This is a genomic window from Paenibacillus durus ATCC 35681, from assembly GCF_000993825.1.
Taxonomy (GTDB): domain Bacteria; phylum Bacillota; class Bacilli; order Paenibacillales; family Paenibacillaceae; genus Paenibacillus_AQ; species Paenibacillus_AQ durus_B.
Window position 1 is genome coordinate 1,966,119 of sequence record NZ_CP011114.1, and the last position, 16,129, is coordinate 1,982,247.

At 53.5% G+C, this 16,129-nt stretch carries 11 protein-coding genes; 8 read left to right on the forward strand and 3 right to left on the reverse strand.

The window, feature by feature from the left end:
• Together VK70_RS08955 and hydF are read left to right on the forward strand one after the other, a co-directional pair.
• Entirely contained in the window at nt 1-1,422 is a 1,422-nt protein-coding gene (locus tag VK70_RS08955) for an aspartate ammonia-lyase (protein WP_082210216.1), read from the forward strand.
• Nucleotides 1,423-1,453: 31 nt separating this feature from the next.
• Entirely contained in the window at nt 1,454-2,716 is a 1,263-nt protein-coding gene (hydF, locus tag VK70_RS08960) for a [FeFe] hydrogenase H-cluster maturation GTPase HydF (protein WP_046723174.1), read from the forward strand.
• Nucleotides 2,717-2,887: 171 nt separating this feature from the next.
• Here hydF and hydG read toward each other — a convergent pair whose 3' ends face one another.
• From hydG to fdhD, 3 genes are all read right to left on the reverse strand, one after another.
• Nucleotides 2,888-4,309: a [FeFe] hydrogenase H-cluster radical SAM maturase HydG gene (gene hydG, locus VK70_RS08965; protein WP_036640810.1), complete on the reverse strand. Its 1,422-nt coding sequence runs from the start codon at nt 4,307-4,309 to the stop codon at nt 2,888-2,890.
• A 33-nt stretch (nt 4,310-4,342) separates the two neighbouring features.
• Entirely contained in the window at nt 4,343-5,464 is a 1,122-nt protein-coding gene (gene hydE, locus VK70_RS08970; protein WP_081754868.1) for a [FeFe] hydrogenase H-cluster radical SAM maturase HydE, read from the reverse strand.
• 69 nt (nt 5,465-5,533) lie between these two features.
• Nucleotides 5,534-6,349: a formate dehydrogenase accessory sulfurtransferase FdhD gene (gene fdhD / locus VK70_RS08975; RefSeq protein WP_025695880.1), complete on the reverse strand. Its 816-nt coding sequence runs from the start codon at nt 6,347-6,349 to the stop codon at nt 5,534-5,536.
• A gap of 187 nt (nt 6,350-6,536) precedes the next feature.
• Here fdhD and smc point away from each other — a divergent pair, with 187 nt between their 5' ends.
• The 6 genes from smc (at nt 6,537) to VK70_RS09005 (ending at nt 16,077) form a co-directional block, all read left to right on the forward strand.
• Nucleotides 6,537-10,106: a chromosome segregation protein SMC gene (gene smc, locus VK70_RS08980; protein WP_025695879.1), complete on the forward strand. Its 3,570-nt coding sequence runs from the start codon at nt 6,537-6,539 to the stop codon at nt 10,104-10,106.
• 40 nt (nt 10,107-10,146) lie between these two features.
• Entirely contained in the window at nt 10,147-11,148 is a 1,002-nt protein-coding gene (gene ftsY, locus VK70_RS08985) for a signal recognition particle-docking protein FtsY (RefSeq protein ID WP_025695878.1), read from the forward strand.
• Between the two features lie 488 nt (nt 11,149-11,636).
• Nucleotides 11,637-13,100, forward strand: a complete 1,464-nt coding sequence (locus VK70_RS08990; RefSeq protein WP_025695877.1) for a circularly permuted type 2 ATP-grasp protein — start codon at nt 11,637-11,639, stop codon at nt 13,098-13,100.
• 55 nt (nt 13,101-13,155) lie between these two features.
• Nucleotides 13,156-14,109: an alpha-E domain-containing protein gene (locus VK70_RS08995; protein WP_025695876.1), complete on the forward strand. Its 954-nt coding sequence runs from the start codon at nt 13,156-13,158 to the stop codon at nt 14,107-14,109.
• On the forward strand, nt 14,106-14,972 hold the full coding sequence (locus VK70_RS09000; protein ID WP_025695875.1) for a transglutaminase family protein: 867 nt from the start codon (nt 14,106-14,108) through the stop codon (nt 14,970-14,972). Before VK70_RS08995 ends, VK70_RS09000 begins: the two co-directional genes overlap by 4 nt.
• A 295-nt stretch (nt 14,973-15,267) precedes the next feature.
• A complete protein-coding gene (locus VK70_RS09005) occupies nt 15,268-16,077 on the forward strand; it encodes an SDR family oxidoreductase (protein ID WP_025695874.1) in 810 nt (269 codons plus the stop codon).
• The last annotated feature ends 52 nt before the right edge of the window (nt 16,078-16,129 follow it).

Genomic DNA, 16,129 nt, shown 5'->3' on the forward strand with positions numbered 1-16,129 from the left:
ATGAGTCATGAATCAAGCTTTCGCATGGAACAGGATTCGCTTGGCTGTGCTTCAGTACCGGAGGATGCCTACTATGGCATTCATACCTTGCGGGCGCGGGATAATTTTGCCGTCAGCGGCCGTCCGGCTCATCAGCAGCTCATGCGGGCAATGGTGCTGGTTAAGAAAGCCGCCGCCAAAGTAAACGGCCGGAATGGGGACATTCCGGAGTCTGCCGCTGAGGCGATTCAGTTGTCCTGCGATGATATTTTGGCAGGTCTGCTGGATGATCATTTTATCGTCGATGCCTATCAGGGCGGAGCGGGAACCAGCACCAACATGAATGTAAACGAGATGATAGCTAACCGGGCCATCGAGCGGCTTGGCGGAACCAAAGGGGACTATCGGCTGATCCATCCGATTGACCACGTAAATCTTTATCAGTCCACGAACGACGTCTACCCGACGGCTCTGCGCATCGCTGTCATCCCGCTGCTGCGTCTGCTGAGTGAAGAGCTGTCCTCGCTTCAAGAAGCGCTGCAGGAGAAGGAACGGCAGTATGCGGATGTGTTAAGGCTGGGCCGGACGCAGCTTATGGACGCGCTGCCGATCATGGCCGGGCAGAGCTTCGGCGCATATGCCAAAGCGGTGGCCCGTGACCGGTGGCGGCTGTATAAAGCGGAGGAGCGGCTGCGGGAGATCAATATCGGCGGCACGGCTGTTGGCACCGGGATGAACGCGCCGCTTACGTATGCTTATGCCATTACGGAGGAGCTGCGGGAAATGACCGGGCTCGGGTTAAGCCGCAGTGATTTTCCGATGGATGCCACGCAGAATATGGATGTGTTCGTAGAGACTTCGGGCCTGCTCAAAGCGGCGGCAGTGAATCTCCTAAAAATATCGGGCGATTTCCGGCTGCTGAATTCCGGCCCATCCGGCGGTATCGGCGAATATAAGCTGCCGGCTGTGCAAGTCGGCTCTTCCATCATGCCCGGGAAGGTCAATCCGGTCATTGCCGAAATGGCCGGGTCCGTCGCGATGCGGGTGATCGCCAACGATACGGCGGTAACGCTGGCGGCGGCAAGCGGACAGCTGGAGCTTAATGCGTTTACCCCTTTGATTGCCGAATCGCTGCTGGAATCGTTGGAACTGCTAAGCCGTGCAGTGCCGTTATTTAAGGAGCGGTGCGTTCAAGGGGTGACGCTGGATACCGACCAATGCCAGAAGAATCTTGACCGCTCGGGAGTGATGGCTGCGGCGGTAGTGTCTTATCTTGGATATGACACCGCCGCTGAGCTGGCTAAGGCCGTCATGGCTACGGGACAGCCGCTTGAACAACTGCTGCAGGAGCGCGGTCTGATGGCAGCAGAGCAAATTGAGGCGAGTCTTCATCCGCTGGAAGTGACCAAGCCGGGTATTCCCGGAAGCGGCAGAAGGGTCTAAAGAGGTATAGGAAAGTGAAGGAGAACACCTTATGAGCTTGAACGATACACCACGCGGAGAACGATTGCACATTGCCGTCTTCGGGCGGCGCAATGCCGGTAAATCGAGTGTAATTAACGCGCTTGGCGGGCAGGAGACCTCGATAGTTTCCCCGGTGAGCGGTACGACGACCGACCCGGTCTATCAGCCGATGGAGCTGCTTCCGGCCGGCCCGTTGGTGCTTATTGATACGGCCGGACTGGATGACGTTGGCGATTTGGGACAGCTCCGTATCCACAAAACGATGCGCATCCTTAACAAAACCGATGTGGCGCTGCTTGTGGTTGATGCCGCCCATGGCGCTGACGAATTTGAGCAGGAGCTGCTGCGGACGATTGCCGCCAAAGAGATTCCGGTTATTGTGATTTTAAACAAAATCGATCTGCTTGCCGTTGAAGGAAATGAAGGAGAGGCCGGCTTAGGCTTAGCGGCGGCGCGTGCGGAAGCCAAGCTTGGCCGGAGGCCCCTTCCATTAAGTGCCGCCACCGGACGTGGAATCGGCGAATTGAAGACGGCAATTACAGCGGCCTTGCCCAGAGGAGAAGACAAGTTCCGGATCGTCGGCGACCTGTTAAGTCCCGGTGACCTGGCCGTTCTTGTCGTCCCGATCGACAAGGCTGCGCCCAAAGGCCGCCTGATTCTGCCCCAGCAGCAGACTATTCGCGACATCATGGAATGTGATGCGGTAGCTGTGGTGACCAAGGAGCAGGAACTAAGGCATACGCTGTCATCACTGGGGCGCAAGCCGAAAATCGTGATTACCGATTCGCAGGCGTTTCTGAAAGCCCAGGCCGACACGCCGAAGGATGTGCCGTTAACCTCTTTCTCCATCCTGTTCGCCCGCTATAAAGGCGATCTTCCCCAGCTTGTGCGCGGGGTACGGGCGATCAGCCGCCTGCGTGACGGCGACCGGGTGCTAATTGCGGAAGCCTGTACACATCATCGGCAGTCCGATGATATCGCCACTGTCAAGATTCCCCGCTGGCTGCGGGAAAAGACGGGCAGGCAGCTTCAAATCGAGCATGCCGCCGGCAGTGAATTCCCGGAGGGATTGGAACAGTATTCCCTTATTATTCATTGCGGAGCGTGCATTCTGAATCGCAAAGCGATGCTGCATCGATTGGAGGAGGCCGGGGCTACGGGAGTGCCGATTGTCAATTATGGCGTATTTATTGCCTATGTCCATGGCGTATTCCCAAGGGCGATTGAAATGTTTCCGTCCGCGATGCTGGCTTGGGCGGAGGAAGGGAGTTAAAGTTGTGTGTTACAGAAAAGCACCCGGTTCCTTTTTACAAGGTTCCGGGTGCTTTTTTTTGAAATATCAGACTTAATTAGCTGCGCGCCTATCGTTTGGTCTTATATTTTTACGAGAAACGGACCTACCTCTTGTAAAGAGGCCGTCAGGCCGGTTCTTCTTACGATGCTGTTAGAACCGCAGATCTCTTTCGCCCGCATGAATGCGCTTGAGCTGGTCCATCGTTGTTTTCTTGACCGATTCCTTGGGAATGCGCTCCAGATTTTCGCGAATGGTCTGCTCGCCGATAGCACGCATTTCCTCGTCGGCGTAATCCAGCAGGTATTCCTGAAAGGTCATCAAGGAATTCGGCTGGCATACATTATGAATTTGCCCCGACTTGGCCAGCTGCATGAAGCGGTCCCCCGTCCGCCCTTCGCGGTAACAAGCGGTGCAGTAACTGGGAACATAGCCGTCTTGACACAGGTTCTTGATAATTTCCATAGGAGAACGGTGGTCGCCGACCGTGAACTGCGGTTTGTCGTCTTTGCCTTTATTGACGCTGTACGCGCCGACGCCGGTGGCAGAGCCTGCGCTGATCTGCGATATTCCAAGCCGTATGATCTGGTCGCGGAATTCCGGGTCTTCGCGTGTAGACAGAATCATGCCCGTATAAGGGACGGCCATTCTCAGCACGGCAACAATCTTCGCGAAATCGCGGTCGCCTACAAGGTAGGGATAACTGTCCAGATTCACGTTCTCCGCTTCGCGCAGACGAGGGACGGAGATGGTGTGCGGTCCGCAGCCGAATGTCTGCTCCAGATGCTCGGCGTGTTTCAGCATGGCGATAGTCTCGTATTTATAATCATAGAGTCCGTACAGGACGCCGATGCCAACATCGTCTATACCGGCGCGCATCGCCCGGTCCATGGCGGTCGTGTGCCAGTCATAATGCCCTTTGGGCCCTTGCGGATGGTAATTGTGATAGCTGGGTCTGTGGTAAGTCTCCTGGAACAAAATATACGTTCCGATCCCGGCATCGGCCAGTTTGCGGTAATCCTCCTCAGTCGTAGCAGCAATATTGATGTTAATCCGCCGGATACTGCCATTATCGAGCTTGGTCTCGTATATCGTCCGGATACAGTCCAGGATGTAGTCGATGGAACAATGGCGCGGGTCTTCGCCCGCTTCAAGCACAAGCCGTTTATGGCCAAGCGACTGAAGAACCTTGACTTCCTGGGCGATTTCACTTTGTGTGAGACGGCTGCGCGCAAACTCGGAATTGGAGTGCTTGTATCCGCAGTAGACACAGTTATTGACGCAGTAGTTGCTGACATAGAGCGGCGCGAACAGCACGATCCGGTTGCCGTAGATCCGTTCCTTGATTTCCCTGGATACCTGGTACAGCCGTTCCAGCGTATCTTCATCTTCCACATGCAGCAGCACCGCGGCTTCGCGTGAGGTTAATCCTTTGCACTTTCTTGCTTTTTCCAGGATTTCGGTTATGAGCTTGTTGTCGTTAACCGCCGTCTCCCCGTATTGCAGCGCTCCCTTGATTTCCTCGTCTTGAATAAAATCCGCCTGATGGCGCTCATTCACTCGGTTCACGAACATCCACTTCTTTCTGAGTTCATTAATGACCATTGTTTACCGAACAGCCTGCTTCGTCTGAGGGCGCGACAGCCAGTCCAAACTATCTCCGCGGCCCATATCGATATGGAAGCCTGCACCTTCAATCCGCTGCTCCAGACAGAACCGGCACTGCCCCGATTCATCACCCGTACAAATTTTATTGTCATATAATGTATATTTTGGACGTACGGATAGCGGAGACAGATTAGGCATTACTACATTTGCACCCGCTTTTAGCGCGAGCTCCCGCCCGTACGGATGAGCGGTTCCCATGGCTGTGGTAGCCGGAATCAAAGCGCCCGGGACAAACAGCCGCGCGAGTGCAATCATATCTAGTGTGTCCTCCAGAGTTCCGGCTGGCTCGTCCTTTAAAGGGGTGGCTTGATGGGGCAAAAAAGGGCCGATGCCAATCATATCCGGATTCAGCTCCTTCAGGTACAGCAAATCTTTGGCCAAATCTTCATGCGTCTGTCCGGGCAATCCAACCATAAACCCGGCTCCGACCTGATAGCCGATAGCCTTCAAGGAACGCAGGCGGTCCCGCCGGTTCTCAAAAGTCATGGTCGGGTGCAGCGCCTCATACAGGCTGCTGGAAGCCGTCTCATGACGCAGCAAATAACGGTCCGCGCCCGCTTCAAATAACCGGGCATACGTCTCGTCGTCACGCTCGCCGATCGACAGCGTCACCGCAGTATCCGGATAGCGCCGCTTAATATCAGCAATCAGGCCCGCCAGCTTATCCGTTGTATACCAGTCGTCCTCTCCGCTCTGCAGAACGAAGGTGCGATAGCCCAGCTCATATCCTTCCCGGCAGCAGTCCATGATTTCTTCGAGGCTCAGCCGATAGCGGCTGACTGCCTTATTGGCAGAGCGTATTCCGCAGTACATACAGTTTTGTTTGCATATATTGGAGAATTCAATCAGCCCGCGAAGATACACTCCTGTGCCGTAACGGGCCACCCGCTTCTGATGCGCAAAAGCATGCAGCCGCCTCCTTGAAGCCGGGTCCAGATTTTCTAGCAGATTGACAATTTCTTCAGAACTGAGCGATTCCTGAGCATATAAACGTTCCAGTAAATGATCCGTTGAACATCCCTCCCTAAGTTGATCGGATGCATCTTTTTTTGTAATAGACATACATGAAAATAATGTAACAAAAGTAAGAGTTCAGAACTATGAGCTTTCTGCTTGAAATCCCAGGATTGTTCAATTGTTGTTTAAGATCGCACAGTCGCTGATACGCTCCGGGCGTGTATAAACATTGCATGAATCCTGACGGATAAAACCGACTGTCGTGATGCCGAGTTGTTCAGCCAGCTCAAGAGCCAGGGCTGTGGGCGCGGATTTGGATAGAATGATCTCACAGCCGATTTTGGCAACTTTTAATAAGATTTCCGATGAAATCCGGCCGCTGAATGCGATGATTTTGTCATTCAGGTTCATATCGTGCCTTAGACAGTGGCCGTAAATCTTGTCGAGCGCATTATGCCGGCCGATATCGCTGCGGGCGAGCAGCACCCCGCCGGTATCGCAAATCGCAGCGGAGTGGACGCCGCCTGTCCGGTGAAACAGCTCCGCCCCGGCCTGTACGCCCGCCATAAGGCGAAAACAATCGTCAAAGGATAGCGAGACATGAACGCCGTCCATGACCTTGGCCGTTCTTGCATCGTTAACATAAACGAAGCCGTGACGGCCTCCGCCGCAGCAAGAATTGACATAACGTTTGGCGTACAGCTGGCGGTTAAGATCATTCCAGCGATCCGTGGAGATGTGTACATAACCCTTATCTTCCTGAATCCACAGATCCTTGATATCTTGAATTCCCCGGATAATGCCTTCCGAGGCCAGATAGCCGATAGCCATATCCTCAATGTACTCAGGGGTGCATACGAGGGTCACGAATTCCTCACCGTTAATCTTAAGTGTGACCGGATGCTCCGTCACGATGAGATCTTGATCTCTGCTGATTTGTCCTTGCCGGTAACGAATAATGCTTTCTTGCCGTTCAAGTCCCCGCTCCATTTCTATCACCCTTATTATAGTAAATAATAGAAGCCACAAAACAACTTTACTACATCACTTTTTGCCATCACTGTCAATTTTATATTTCACAGCCAGGCATATTTTCTGCATACCGCTCTTCGCTGGAGCGTGCTATGTTAGGTTATGGAACGCTATGGTATAATGGGTCGGAGGTGACTGGCGAGGTATGTTTTTGAAACGGATTGAATTAGCGGGCTTTAAATCATTTGCCGACAAAACAGAGATGGAGTTTGTGCGCGGCATTACGGCTGTCGTGGGTCCCAACGGAAGCGGCAAGAGCAACATTTCCGACGGCATCCGCTGGGTGCTCGGTGAACAAAGCGCCAAATCGCTGCGCGGCGGCAAGATGGAAGATATCATTTTTGCCGGAAGCGATGCCCGCAAGGCGGTCAATTATGGCGAAGTGTCGCTGACGCTGGACAACGAGGATCACGCTCTGCCTCTGGACTTCAGCGAAGTGACGGTAACGCGGCGGGTTCACCGCAGCGGAGACAGCGAATATATGATCAATAAGCAGTCATGCAGACTAAAAGATATTACAGAACTGTTCATGGATACCGGCATCGGCCGCGAGGCTTATTCCATTATCGGACAAGGCCGGATTGAGGAAATTCTCAGCACCCGTTCCGAGGATCGGCGCGGCATATTTGAAGAGGCGTCGGGCATCGTCAAATATAAATCGCGCAAAAAAGATGCGGGACGCAAGCTGGATGAGACGGAGCAGAATCTGCTGCGCATCCACGATCTGATCAGCGAGCTGGAGGACCAGATCGGTCCGCTGAAGGAGCAATCCGAGAAGGCCATCCGCTACAAGGAACTGAAAGAACAGCTGAAAAATCTGGAAATCTCCGTCTATGTACACCAGATTGAGGGTATTCATGAGGCATGGAAGGACGGCAATGCCAAGCTTGAAGTTTTGCGGGACGAGCAGCTTCAATTATCGACGGTCGTCACCGCCCATGACGCCAAGCTGGAGAGCGGAAGAGCCGCGCTTCGCCAATTGGAGGAGCGGATCGAACAGCTGCAGGAGCAGCTGCTGCGGTACAGCGAAGCATTCGAGAAGAGCGAAGGATTCGGCGAACTGCTGAAGGAACGCCGGCGTCATCTGGAGAACAACCGGGAGCAGCTCGTGCAGACCATCGGCTCCGTCGGAGAGCGTTCGGAAGATCGCCAGCGGGAGCTAATGGCGCTGGAAAGCGGCTTGGTGCAGACCCGGACTCGCCTTGCGGAGCTGCGGCAGCAAATCGCAGACGAGGAAGCGAGGCTGACAGGCGTTACGGACGGGCTCAGCCAGAGTAAAGAGGAGAGCTTAAAGAGCGCGCTGCTGGAGCTGATGAATAAAATGGCGCAGGCGCGCAACGAGATACGCTATGCCGACCAGCAGAAAGAAAACCTGGAGCGGCGGATGAACCGCAGCGCGGAAGAGAGCGGGAAGTGGATCTCGCGGCATAAGGAGCTTCAGCAGGAGCAGGCGAAGCTGAAGGGCCAAATCGAGACGCTTGGCAAGGAGCTCGCGAAGCTGCGCAAGGACTACATCTCCGAAAGCGAGCAATCGGTGTCCCGGCAGAAGCTGCTCGATGAAGCCCATTCGGGGCTTCGCAAATGGGAGCAGAAGAGAGAAGCCCAGGTATCCCGGCATGAGACGATGAAGGAAATGCAGGACGACTTCGACGGCTTCATGCTTGGCGTCAAAGAAGTGCTCAAAGGCGCGCGCAAAGGGCAGCTTAGCGGCGTTCACGGCGCTGTGGCCGAGCTGATCTCCGTGCCTGAGAAGCTGGAGATGGCTGTTGAAACGGCGCTGGGCGCGTCTTTGCAGCATATCGTCATGGACAATGAAGCCGTGTCGCGCCAAGCGATTTCGTTTCTGAAGCAGCGACAGCTTGGCCGCGCAACCTTCCTGCCGCTTGATGTTATCCGGCCGCGGCAGATTACCGGCAGCGACCGGGGGATGATCGAGGGAGCGGAGGGATTCGTCGGAATCGGCTCCGAACTGGTCGGCTTTGAAGGCAAATATGCCAGCATTTTCGGCAGTCTTCTGGGAAATGTCGTCATTGCGGAAAGCCTGGAGCAGGCGAACAAGATTGCAGCCAGATGCCAGTACCGCTACCGCGTCGTCACTCTGGAAGGCGATGTCGTCAATGCCGGGGGATCGATGACCGGCGGCAGCCAGCACCGGAAGAATACCAGTCTGCTGGGACGCAAACGCCAACTGGAACAGCTCCAAAGCGAAATCGGCGAAACCGAGCGCCAAATCGACAAGCTAAAGGACAGTATCTCCCGGCTGCGCAAGGAGCAGGAAGATTCGAACGACAAGCTGGAGAAGCTTCGTCACGGCGGCGACGAGAAGCGGCTGGAGGAGCAGCGTCTCGCCAGCGATTTGAGGCAGCTGGAGCAGGAGCTTCGGCATGTGCAGGAGCAGGTGGAAAGCGCTGGCGCGGAGCGCAGCGGGTTCGAAGGCGAAGCGAAGCAGCTGGAACAGGCGAGGGCGCAGGCGGCAGCCGATCTCGCTCGTCTGGAAGAGGAGGAGCAAGCCGCCCATGAAGCGATCCGTCATGCGGAATCGCAGCGCAAGGCGAGCGAGTCCGAGCGGGAAGAGCTTCAGGGCAAGCTGACCGGCATGAAGGTTGCGGAAGGCAAGCTGGATCAGGAGATATTTTCCCAGGAGGAGCAGCTCCGAAGACTGAAGGCCGACGCCGGCTCGCAGGACAAGGAAATGCGTCAGAACCGCAATCTGCTCGATACGATTGAACAGGATTTGAAGACCAATGCCGTGGAAGCCGTCAAGCAGCAGGAAGATCTGAATACCTACCGCCTGAAAAAAGAAGAAGCGGCGGAGAAGCTGGATTACGCCCGCGCGGAACGAACGTCCTTAACCCGAAAGCTGGAGCTGGAGGAAGGCGAGACAAAGGAGCAGCGGCAGGCGCTGAAAGCGGTGGACGACCAGCTGCGTGCGACGGAGGTTTCCGTCGGCAGGCTCGACGTCGAGCTCGATAACATTCTGCGGAAGCTGAGCGACGATTATGAGCTGAGCTACGAGCTGGCGAAGCAGCGTTATCCTGTTCCGGAGGACGTCCCGGCGGCGCAGGCTGAAGTACAGAAGCTCAGACGGAATATTTCCGCGCTCGGCGAGGTGAATCTGGGAGCCGTTGAGGAATACCAGCGGGTGAATGAACGCTATACATTCCTCAGCGAGCAAAAGGATGATCTCGTTGAAGCGAAGACTACGCTGTATCAAGTCATCCGTGAAATGGAGGAGGAGATGTCCAAGCGGTTCAAGCAGACATTCGATGCCATTCGGAGAGAATTCGGCACGGTCTTTACCAAGCTGTTCGGCGGAGGCCGGGCCGATCTGCTGCTGCTGGAGCCGGACAACCTGCTGAATACCGGCATTGATATCGTCGCCCAGCCGCCGGGCAAGAAGCTGCAAAATCTGCAGCTGCTGTCCGGGGGAGAGCGCGCGCTGACCGCGATGGCGCTGCTGTTCGCCATCCTGCAGGTGAAGCCGGTTCCGTTCTGCGTGCTGGATGAAGTGGAGGCGGCGCTCGACGAGGCGAATGTCGTAAGGTTTGCCCAATACCTCCGCGAATTCTCGGAGCAGACCCAGTTCATCGTGGTGACCCACCGCAAAGGGACGATGGAAGAGGCGGATGTGCTCTACGGAGTAACGATGGAAGAAGGCGGGGTCTCCAAGCTGGTGTCCGTGCGTCTGGAAGATGAAGAAGCGGAGATTGCTTAAGTTGGCGGCTTGCCATTAATAACTGAACGGAGGAACAAGAGTGAGCTTTTTCAAGAAATTAAGAGAAAGTATTGCGGGCAAAACGGAGAGCGTAACGAAGCAGTTCCGGGAAGGTCTGGAGAAGACCCGCAAAGGCTTCGCCCAGAAAGTATCCGACCTGATTATCCGCCGCAAAAAAATCGACGAGGAGTTCTACGAGGAGCTGGAGGAAATTCTGATCGGCGCCGACGTTGGCGTGAACACGGTCATGACGCTGGTTGACGAACTCCGCGCCGAGGTGAAGAAGGAGCGCATCGAGGATGCCGCCGAGCTGCAGCCGATTCTCTCCCGCAAGCTGATGGAGCTGCTGCGCAGTGACGATGACAACCGTCTTAATCAGAATCCGGACGGCATTACGGTCATTCTGTTCGTCGGCGTCAACGGCGTTGGCAAGACGACAACGATCGGCAAACTGGCGCACCGTTACAAGCAGGAGGGCAAAAAAGTTCTGCTTGCCGCCGGAGATACGTTCCGAGCGGGCGCCATTGAGCAGCTTGAGGTATGGGGACAGCGGGCCGGTGTGGATGTGATCAAGCAGAGCGCGGGCTCCGATCCCGCTGCGGTGATGTATGATGCGGTTCAGGCCGCCAAGCAGCGCGGCGCCGATGTGCTGATCTGCGACACGGCGGGGCGGCTGCAGAACAAGAGCAATCTAATGGAAGAGCTGAACAAAATATTCCGCGTAATCCAGCGCGAGATTCCGGGCGCGCCGCATGAAGTGCTGATGGTGCTCGATGCGACGACCGGTCAGAACGCGCTTGCGCAGGCCAAGCTGTTCGGCGAGAAGAGTGGCGTGACGGGCCTTGTCCTCACCAAGCTGGACGGAACGGCTAAAGGGGGGATCGTCGTGGCGATCCGCCAGGAGCTGAATATTCCAGTGAAGCTGGTCGGACTTGGCGAGAAAATGGAGGACCTGCAGCCGTTCGATTCCGAACAATTCGTTCATGCGCTGTTCGCCGGAATCATTATCGACGAGAAGGAAGAAGAGACTTCGGGAGATTGAGATAACGTTCTAATAAGAGACACATAGAAGCGCCGGCATCTGCCGGCGCTCTTTTGCTTTTGTCAGAAAGGGAAACACGATAAAGACTAAATGTACGGAAACCTGACATGGTACAGCCGAATAATACCTGCATACGACCTCACGCGACATCCTTTTAACTTAAATGCCGCATAAATTGTCAAAGCACTGTAAGTTCGCCGGAAACTATAATATTTCATCATATGAAAAATTCATAACAGTTATTATTTCAGCCTTTCCTACATCACATTTATCTATGATCCATCCATGTGGATCTCCAGCCCGGAAAAAGAGTGCGGTTTCATCAGACCGGCGAAATAATCGGCTATCAAAAGTCTTGTTATATATATTGACATGAGGATTCGAGTTTACGTATTATGAAATTGTGATTGAATATTTTTATGAATACTGTCTTAATAAAAAGTATGATTTATTGCTAAAAATTACATCTACTGAAAGGAGTCGGGCTCATGTCCAAACTTGATCCACTGCCCGGTTTGTCTCCGTATCCGCTGCACCATTTTTATGATGAAATGTTCGCTAGCGAAGGCAGCGTCCGCCCTCATTACAAGCATGTCAACCACATGTTTGTCAGAATGAGTCCCGAAGAGCTGCAGGCCAAACAACATTTAATGCAGCGGCGCATGATGGAGGAGGGCATTACTTTTACTCTGTACAACCCGGCTCAAGACCAACCTATGGAACGTACGATCCCCTTCGATATGATTCCGCGGATTATCCCCAAGGATGAGTGGGAGAAGCTTGAGGCAGGAATTATTCAGCGCGTGACGGCGCTTAATCTGTTCGTTCATGATATTTACCACGAACAATATATTATTAAGGATGGCATCGTGCCTCGCAAAATGGTTATCTCCAATTGTTATTTCCGTCCGGAAATGGCAGGACTTCGCGTTCCCGGCGGAGCCTACATCACGACTTCGGGAATCGATCTGATCCGGCACCTCGACGGGAATTATTATATTCTGGAGGACAACCTGCGCACACCTTCCGGTTTTTCCTACCTGTTTAAGGGAAGATCGCTGATGAACCAGCTGTTCCCTGAACTCTCTTTTTCCAGCTCCATCCGGGATGTGGAACGCAGCATCAACCGCTTTTTATCTGTCCTTCGCAGCCTTTCACCTTCACGCACGCCAGATCCGGTTATTGCGCTTCTGACCCCGGGCCAGTACAACTCTGCATACTATGAGCACGCCTTCCTAGCCCAGCAAATGGGCGTTCACCTCGTAGAAGGACGGGATTTGGTCATTCAGGATCACAAATTATTTTTACGGGATATGAATGGATTTAAACGGGTGGACGTGCTGTACCGCCGGCTTGATGACGATTTTATCGATCCGCTCGCCTTTGATCCCAATTCACTGCTTGGCGTGCCGGGACTTATGAATGCTTATAGAGCCGGGAATGTGGCCATCGCCAATGCGCCGGGAACCGGAGTCGCCGACGATAAAGCCATGTACGTATATGTGCCTGACATGATCCGCTATTATCTGAATGAAGAACCGATTTTAAATAATGTTCCTACTTATCTGCTTTCGAGACCGGATGACCGGAAGTATGTGCTTGATAACTTGGGTGAAATGGTTGTCAAGGAAACCTCGTTGTCCGGAGGATACGGTATGCTGATCGGAAGCGAGGCAAGTAAGGAAGAGCAGGAGAATTTCCGGCACAAAATTCTTGCCGAACCGGATCGCTACATAGCTCAGCCGATCATGTCTCTGTCAAGAGCACCGATACTGTCAGAAGGTATAATGAGTCCCCGGCATATTGATTTGAGAGCTTTTGTGCTAATGGGTGCAGACCGCAAGCCGCAAGTCATTCCTGGAGGATTGACGCGCGTGGCGATGAGGGAAGGCTCACTGGTAGTAAACTCCTCTCAAGGCGGCGGTGTTAAGGATACCTGGGTAATGTCCTAAAAAATACGTTTTAATAACAAAAGAGAGCAAAAATAGGACGGGGGAGTGACGGTAGATGCTGAATCGAAATGCGGAAGCTTTGTTTTGGATTGGACGTTATATGGAAAGAGCGGAGAATCATGCAAGACTGATCGACGTTCATTATCATATTCAGCAGGAGGAAGACTTTCGGGAAGAAGGGCATAAATGGTCGAGGCTGATTGACGGGATTGGCGTCAGAAATGAATATATGCAGCAATTTGAAAGCTTTTCGGAGCAGGATGTGCTATCCTTTATCACACTGGACCTCGGGAATGCAAATTCCCTGTTCTCATGCGTGCATCAAGCGCGCAATAATTTGCGCACCCTGCGCCAGCAGCTGCCGAGCGAGCTGTGGGATATCGCCAACAGCTTCAACCTGTGGCTCGGCGAACGGTCCGTTGCGGACATTATGAAGAGCCCTCATCAGTTCTACCAGCAGATCAAGGAGCGGACGGCCACGTTCCTGGGCGCCGAACAGTCCGTCATGCTGCGGGGCAACGAGTGGCGGTTTATTGAAAGCGGACGATTCCTGGAAAGAGCGGAGAACACCGTCCGTATTCTGCAGTCGGTAACCTTGTCCTGCCGGGATAAGGATGACACTTCCATTTATACCCAGATGCAGGCTGTATTGAAATCGGTCAGCGGATATCAAGCGTTCCGCAGATATTTTGCGGATGCGGTATCCCCGGAATGCATTCTCGAGTTTTTAATTACGAATATTGCATTTCCGCGTTCTATCCGTTTTGCTTCCCATGAACTCGAATACCATCTGTCGAATATCGAAATTGATTTCGCGGATGGAGGCGAAGGCTACGAACGGGTCATCCGCCAAGCAGGAAAGATTAGAGCCGAGCTTGATTACATGGAGAAGGAAGACATGGCCGGGGATCTGGTGGATCAGGTGCTGGAGTCGCTGAAGTCTTCCTGCCTGAAGCTGGGTAGAACGATGGAAACGGCCTTTTTTCGCCAAGAAGGGATTAGGATATGAAAATTCAAATCAATCATACGACCCGGTATACTTATTCGGAGCCCGTGACGGACAGTGTCAATGAGATCCGGCTGACTCCACGGACCAATTACAGGCAATCCTGCTTCCATCACGAGGTGGAAATCTTCCCGCCGGCCAACCTGCTTACTTACGAGGATTTCTTCGGAAACCGGGTTCATGCGTACTCTGTTAACAAACCGCATACGGAGATGGTCATTCATACCCGTGCAACAGTCGTAACGGTGGACAAGGCTCAAGGGGCAGATCTGCCGAGGCTGCCACTTGCGGAGCAGATCAAACGGATGAAGGACGAGGAATTTCAGAACCGGTATACCGAGTTTATTTTGCCCACACGTTATACGGAGGTTACGCCGGAGCTGATGGAATTTGCCTCCCAGCATCCTTTCGACGAAGCGGAAGATTTATATGAATGGACGCGGAAGCTCTCTTCTACCATATATGAGCAGTTCACTTATGATCCCGGGGCGACCAGCGTCAACACGACGGTCAAAAAAGCGCTGAAACTCAAACGCGGCGTCTGCCAGGACTATGCCCATCTGATGATCGCGGTCTGCCGCAGCGTCGGGCTTCCATCAAGATATGTGAGCGGCTATCATTATGTGAGCGATCTTCAGGGCGGCAACGCCGATTTCGAGCAGGCCTCCCATGCATGGGTGGAGACGCATATTCCGGGTACCGGCTGGCTGGGCTTTGATCCGACCAACAATGTGGAAGTAAATTGGCGTTACGTAAAGCTGGGACATGGACGCGACTATAAAGATATTGTGCCGGTTAAAGGCGTATACCGCGGGGTTGCAGGCGAGTTGGAAGTAACGGTGGATGTGCAATTATTAGATAAATAATAAAGCTGGAGCCGCATGGATTGCGGTGCTTGGCGCCATAATTAAGGCCGCTTTCGGTACATAACCGGGGGCGGTTTTTTTGTAAAGGCATGTGTTCAAGCAGCAAGCTGCGTTAAATGTTCTAGCGGGTAAAGGATTGCAGACCTCATTTTTTGGGGAAAATATAGGGGTACATTTGCTGAATTTGGGTTCGAGAAAGAATCTTTTTTTGCTGAATATAGTTAAAAAGGGAGACCCTTTGGGTAATCTTGAGACAAAGTCACTTATTACGTGAAAACGGAAGGAGAGACTGATTATGGGCCCTAATACTGGAACAAAACAGCGTTTTGCCGGAAGAACAGCGATTATTACCGGAGCGGGCTCGGGAATCGGCAGGGCGACAGCCATTCAGATGGCTAGTGAGGGCGCCAATGTTGCCCTATTCGATCTGGTGAATGACCGCACCTCTGTAGTGGAGAATAAGCTGAACCGTATGCGCGAAGGCTGTGCGCTTGCTGTGGATGTGGATACCTCCGATCCCGTTCGGATGGAAGATGCAGTTCGGAGAACGGTCGAGCATTTCGGCGGGCTGGATATCGTATTCGCCAATGCCGGCATTAACGGGTCCATCGGCCCCATTGAAGAATTGAGCATTGAGGACTGGCAGCGCACGCTGTCGGTGAACCTTACCGGGACGTTCCTTTCCTTGAAATACACCATTCCTCATATGAAGAAAAAAGGAAAAGGGAGCATTATTATCACCAGCTCGATCAATGGCAATAGGCGGTTCGCAAGCTTCGGCTTTTCGCCTTACAGCACGACGAAGGCCGGGCAGGTGGCCTTTGCCAAAATGGCCGCTCTGGAGCTGGCAAAGTTCAAAGTCCGGGTAAACGTTATTTCTCCGGGAGCCATTGCCACCAATATTGATGAAAGCACCGAGCCGAATGAGGAACTGGAATCGATCATTATCCCGATGGAGTTCCCGGAAGGACAGCAGCCCCTGGCCGATGGCCCTGGCAAACCGGAAGATGTGGCAAAGCTGGTCTGCTTTCTGGCGTCGGATGAATCGTCTCATATCACCGGAGCGCAGATTGTCATAGATGGCGCCGAGTCGCTGCTGACTTAGGAAGGCTTATTAAGAGGAAGCGGGACAACTTATATCTATGGTAAAATAAAGC

Excerpts from the sequence above, each read along its gene's own strand:
- VK70_RS08990 (WP_025695877.1), top strand. The coding sequence starts at position 11,637 with ATGTCCAAACTTGATCCACTGCCCGGTTTGTCTCCGTATCCGCTGCAC.
- smc (WP_025695879.1), top strand. The coding sequence starts at position 6,537 with ATGTTTTTGAAACGGATTGAATTAGCGGGCTTTAAATCATTTGCCGAC.
- VK70_RS09005 (WP_025695874.1), top strand. The coding sequence starts at position 15,268 with ATGGGCCCTAATACTGGAACAAAACAGCGTTTTGCCGGAAGAACAGCG.
- hydE (WP_081754868.1), bottom strand. The coding sequence starts at position 5,464 with ATGTCTATTACAAAAAAAGATGCATCCGATCAACTTAGGGAGGGATGT.
- hydG (WP_036640810.1), bottom strand. The coding sequence starts at position 4,309 with ATGTTCGTGAACCGAGTGAATGAGCGCCATCAGGCGGATTTTATTCAA.
- VK70_RS08995 (WP_025695876.1), top strand. The coding sequence starts at position 13,156 with ATGCTGAATCGAAATGCGGAAGCTTTGTTTTGGATTGGACGTTATATG.
- fdhD (WP_025695880.1), bottom strand. The coding sequence starts at position 6,349 with ATGGAGCGGGGACTTGAACGGCAAGAAAGCATTATTCGTTACCGGCAA.
- VK70_RS09000 (WP_025695875.1), top strand. The coding sequence starts at position 14,106 with ATGAAAATTCAAATCAATCATACGACCCGGTATACTTATTCGGAGCCC.
- hydF (WP_046723174.1), top strand. The coding sequence starts at position 1,454 with ATGAGCTTGAACGATACACCACGCGGAGAACGATTGCACATTGCCGTC.
- VK70_RS08955 (WP_082210216.1), top strand. The coding sequence starts at position 1 with ATGAGTCATGAATCAAGCTTTCGCATGGAACAGGATTCGCTTGGCTGT.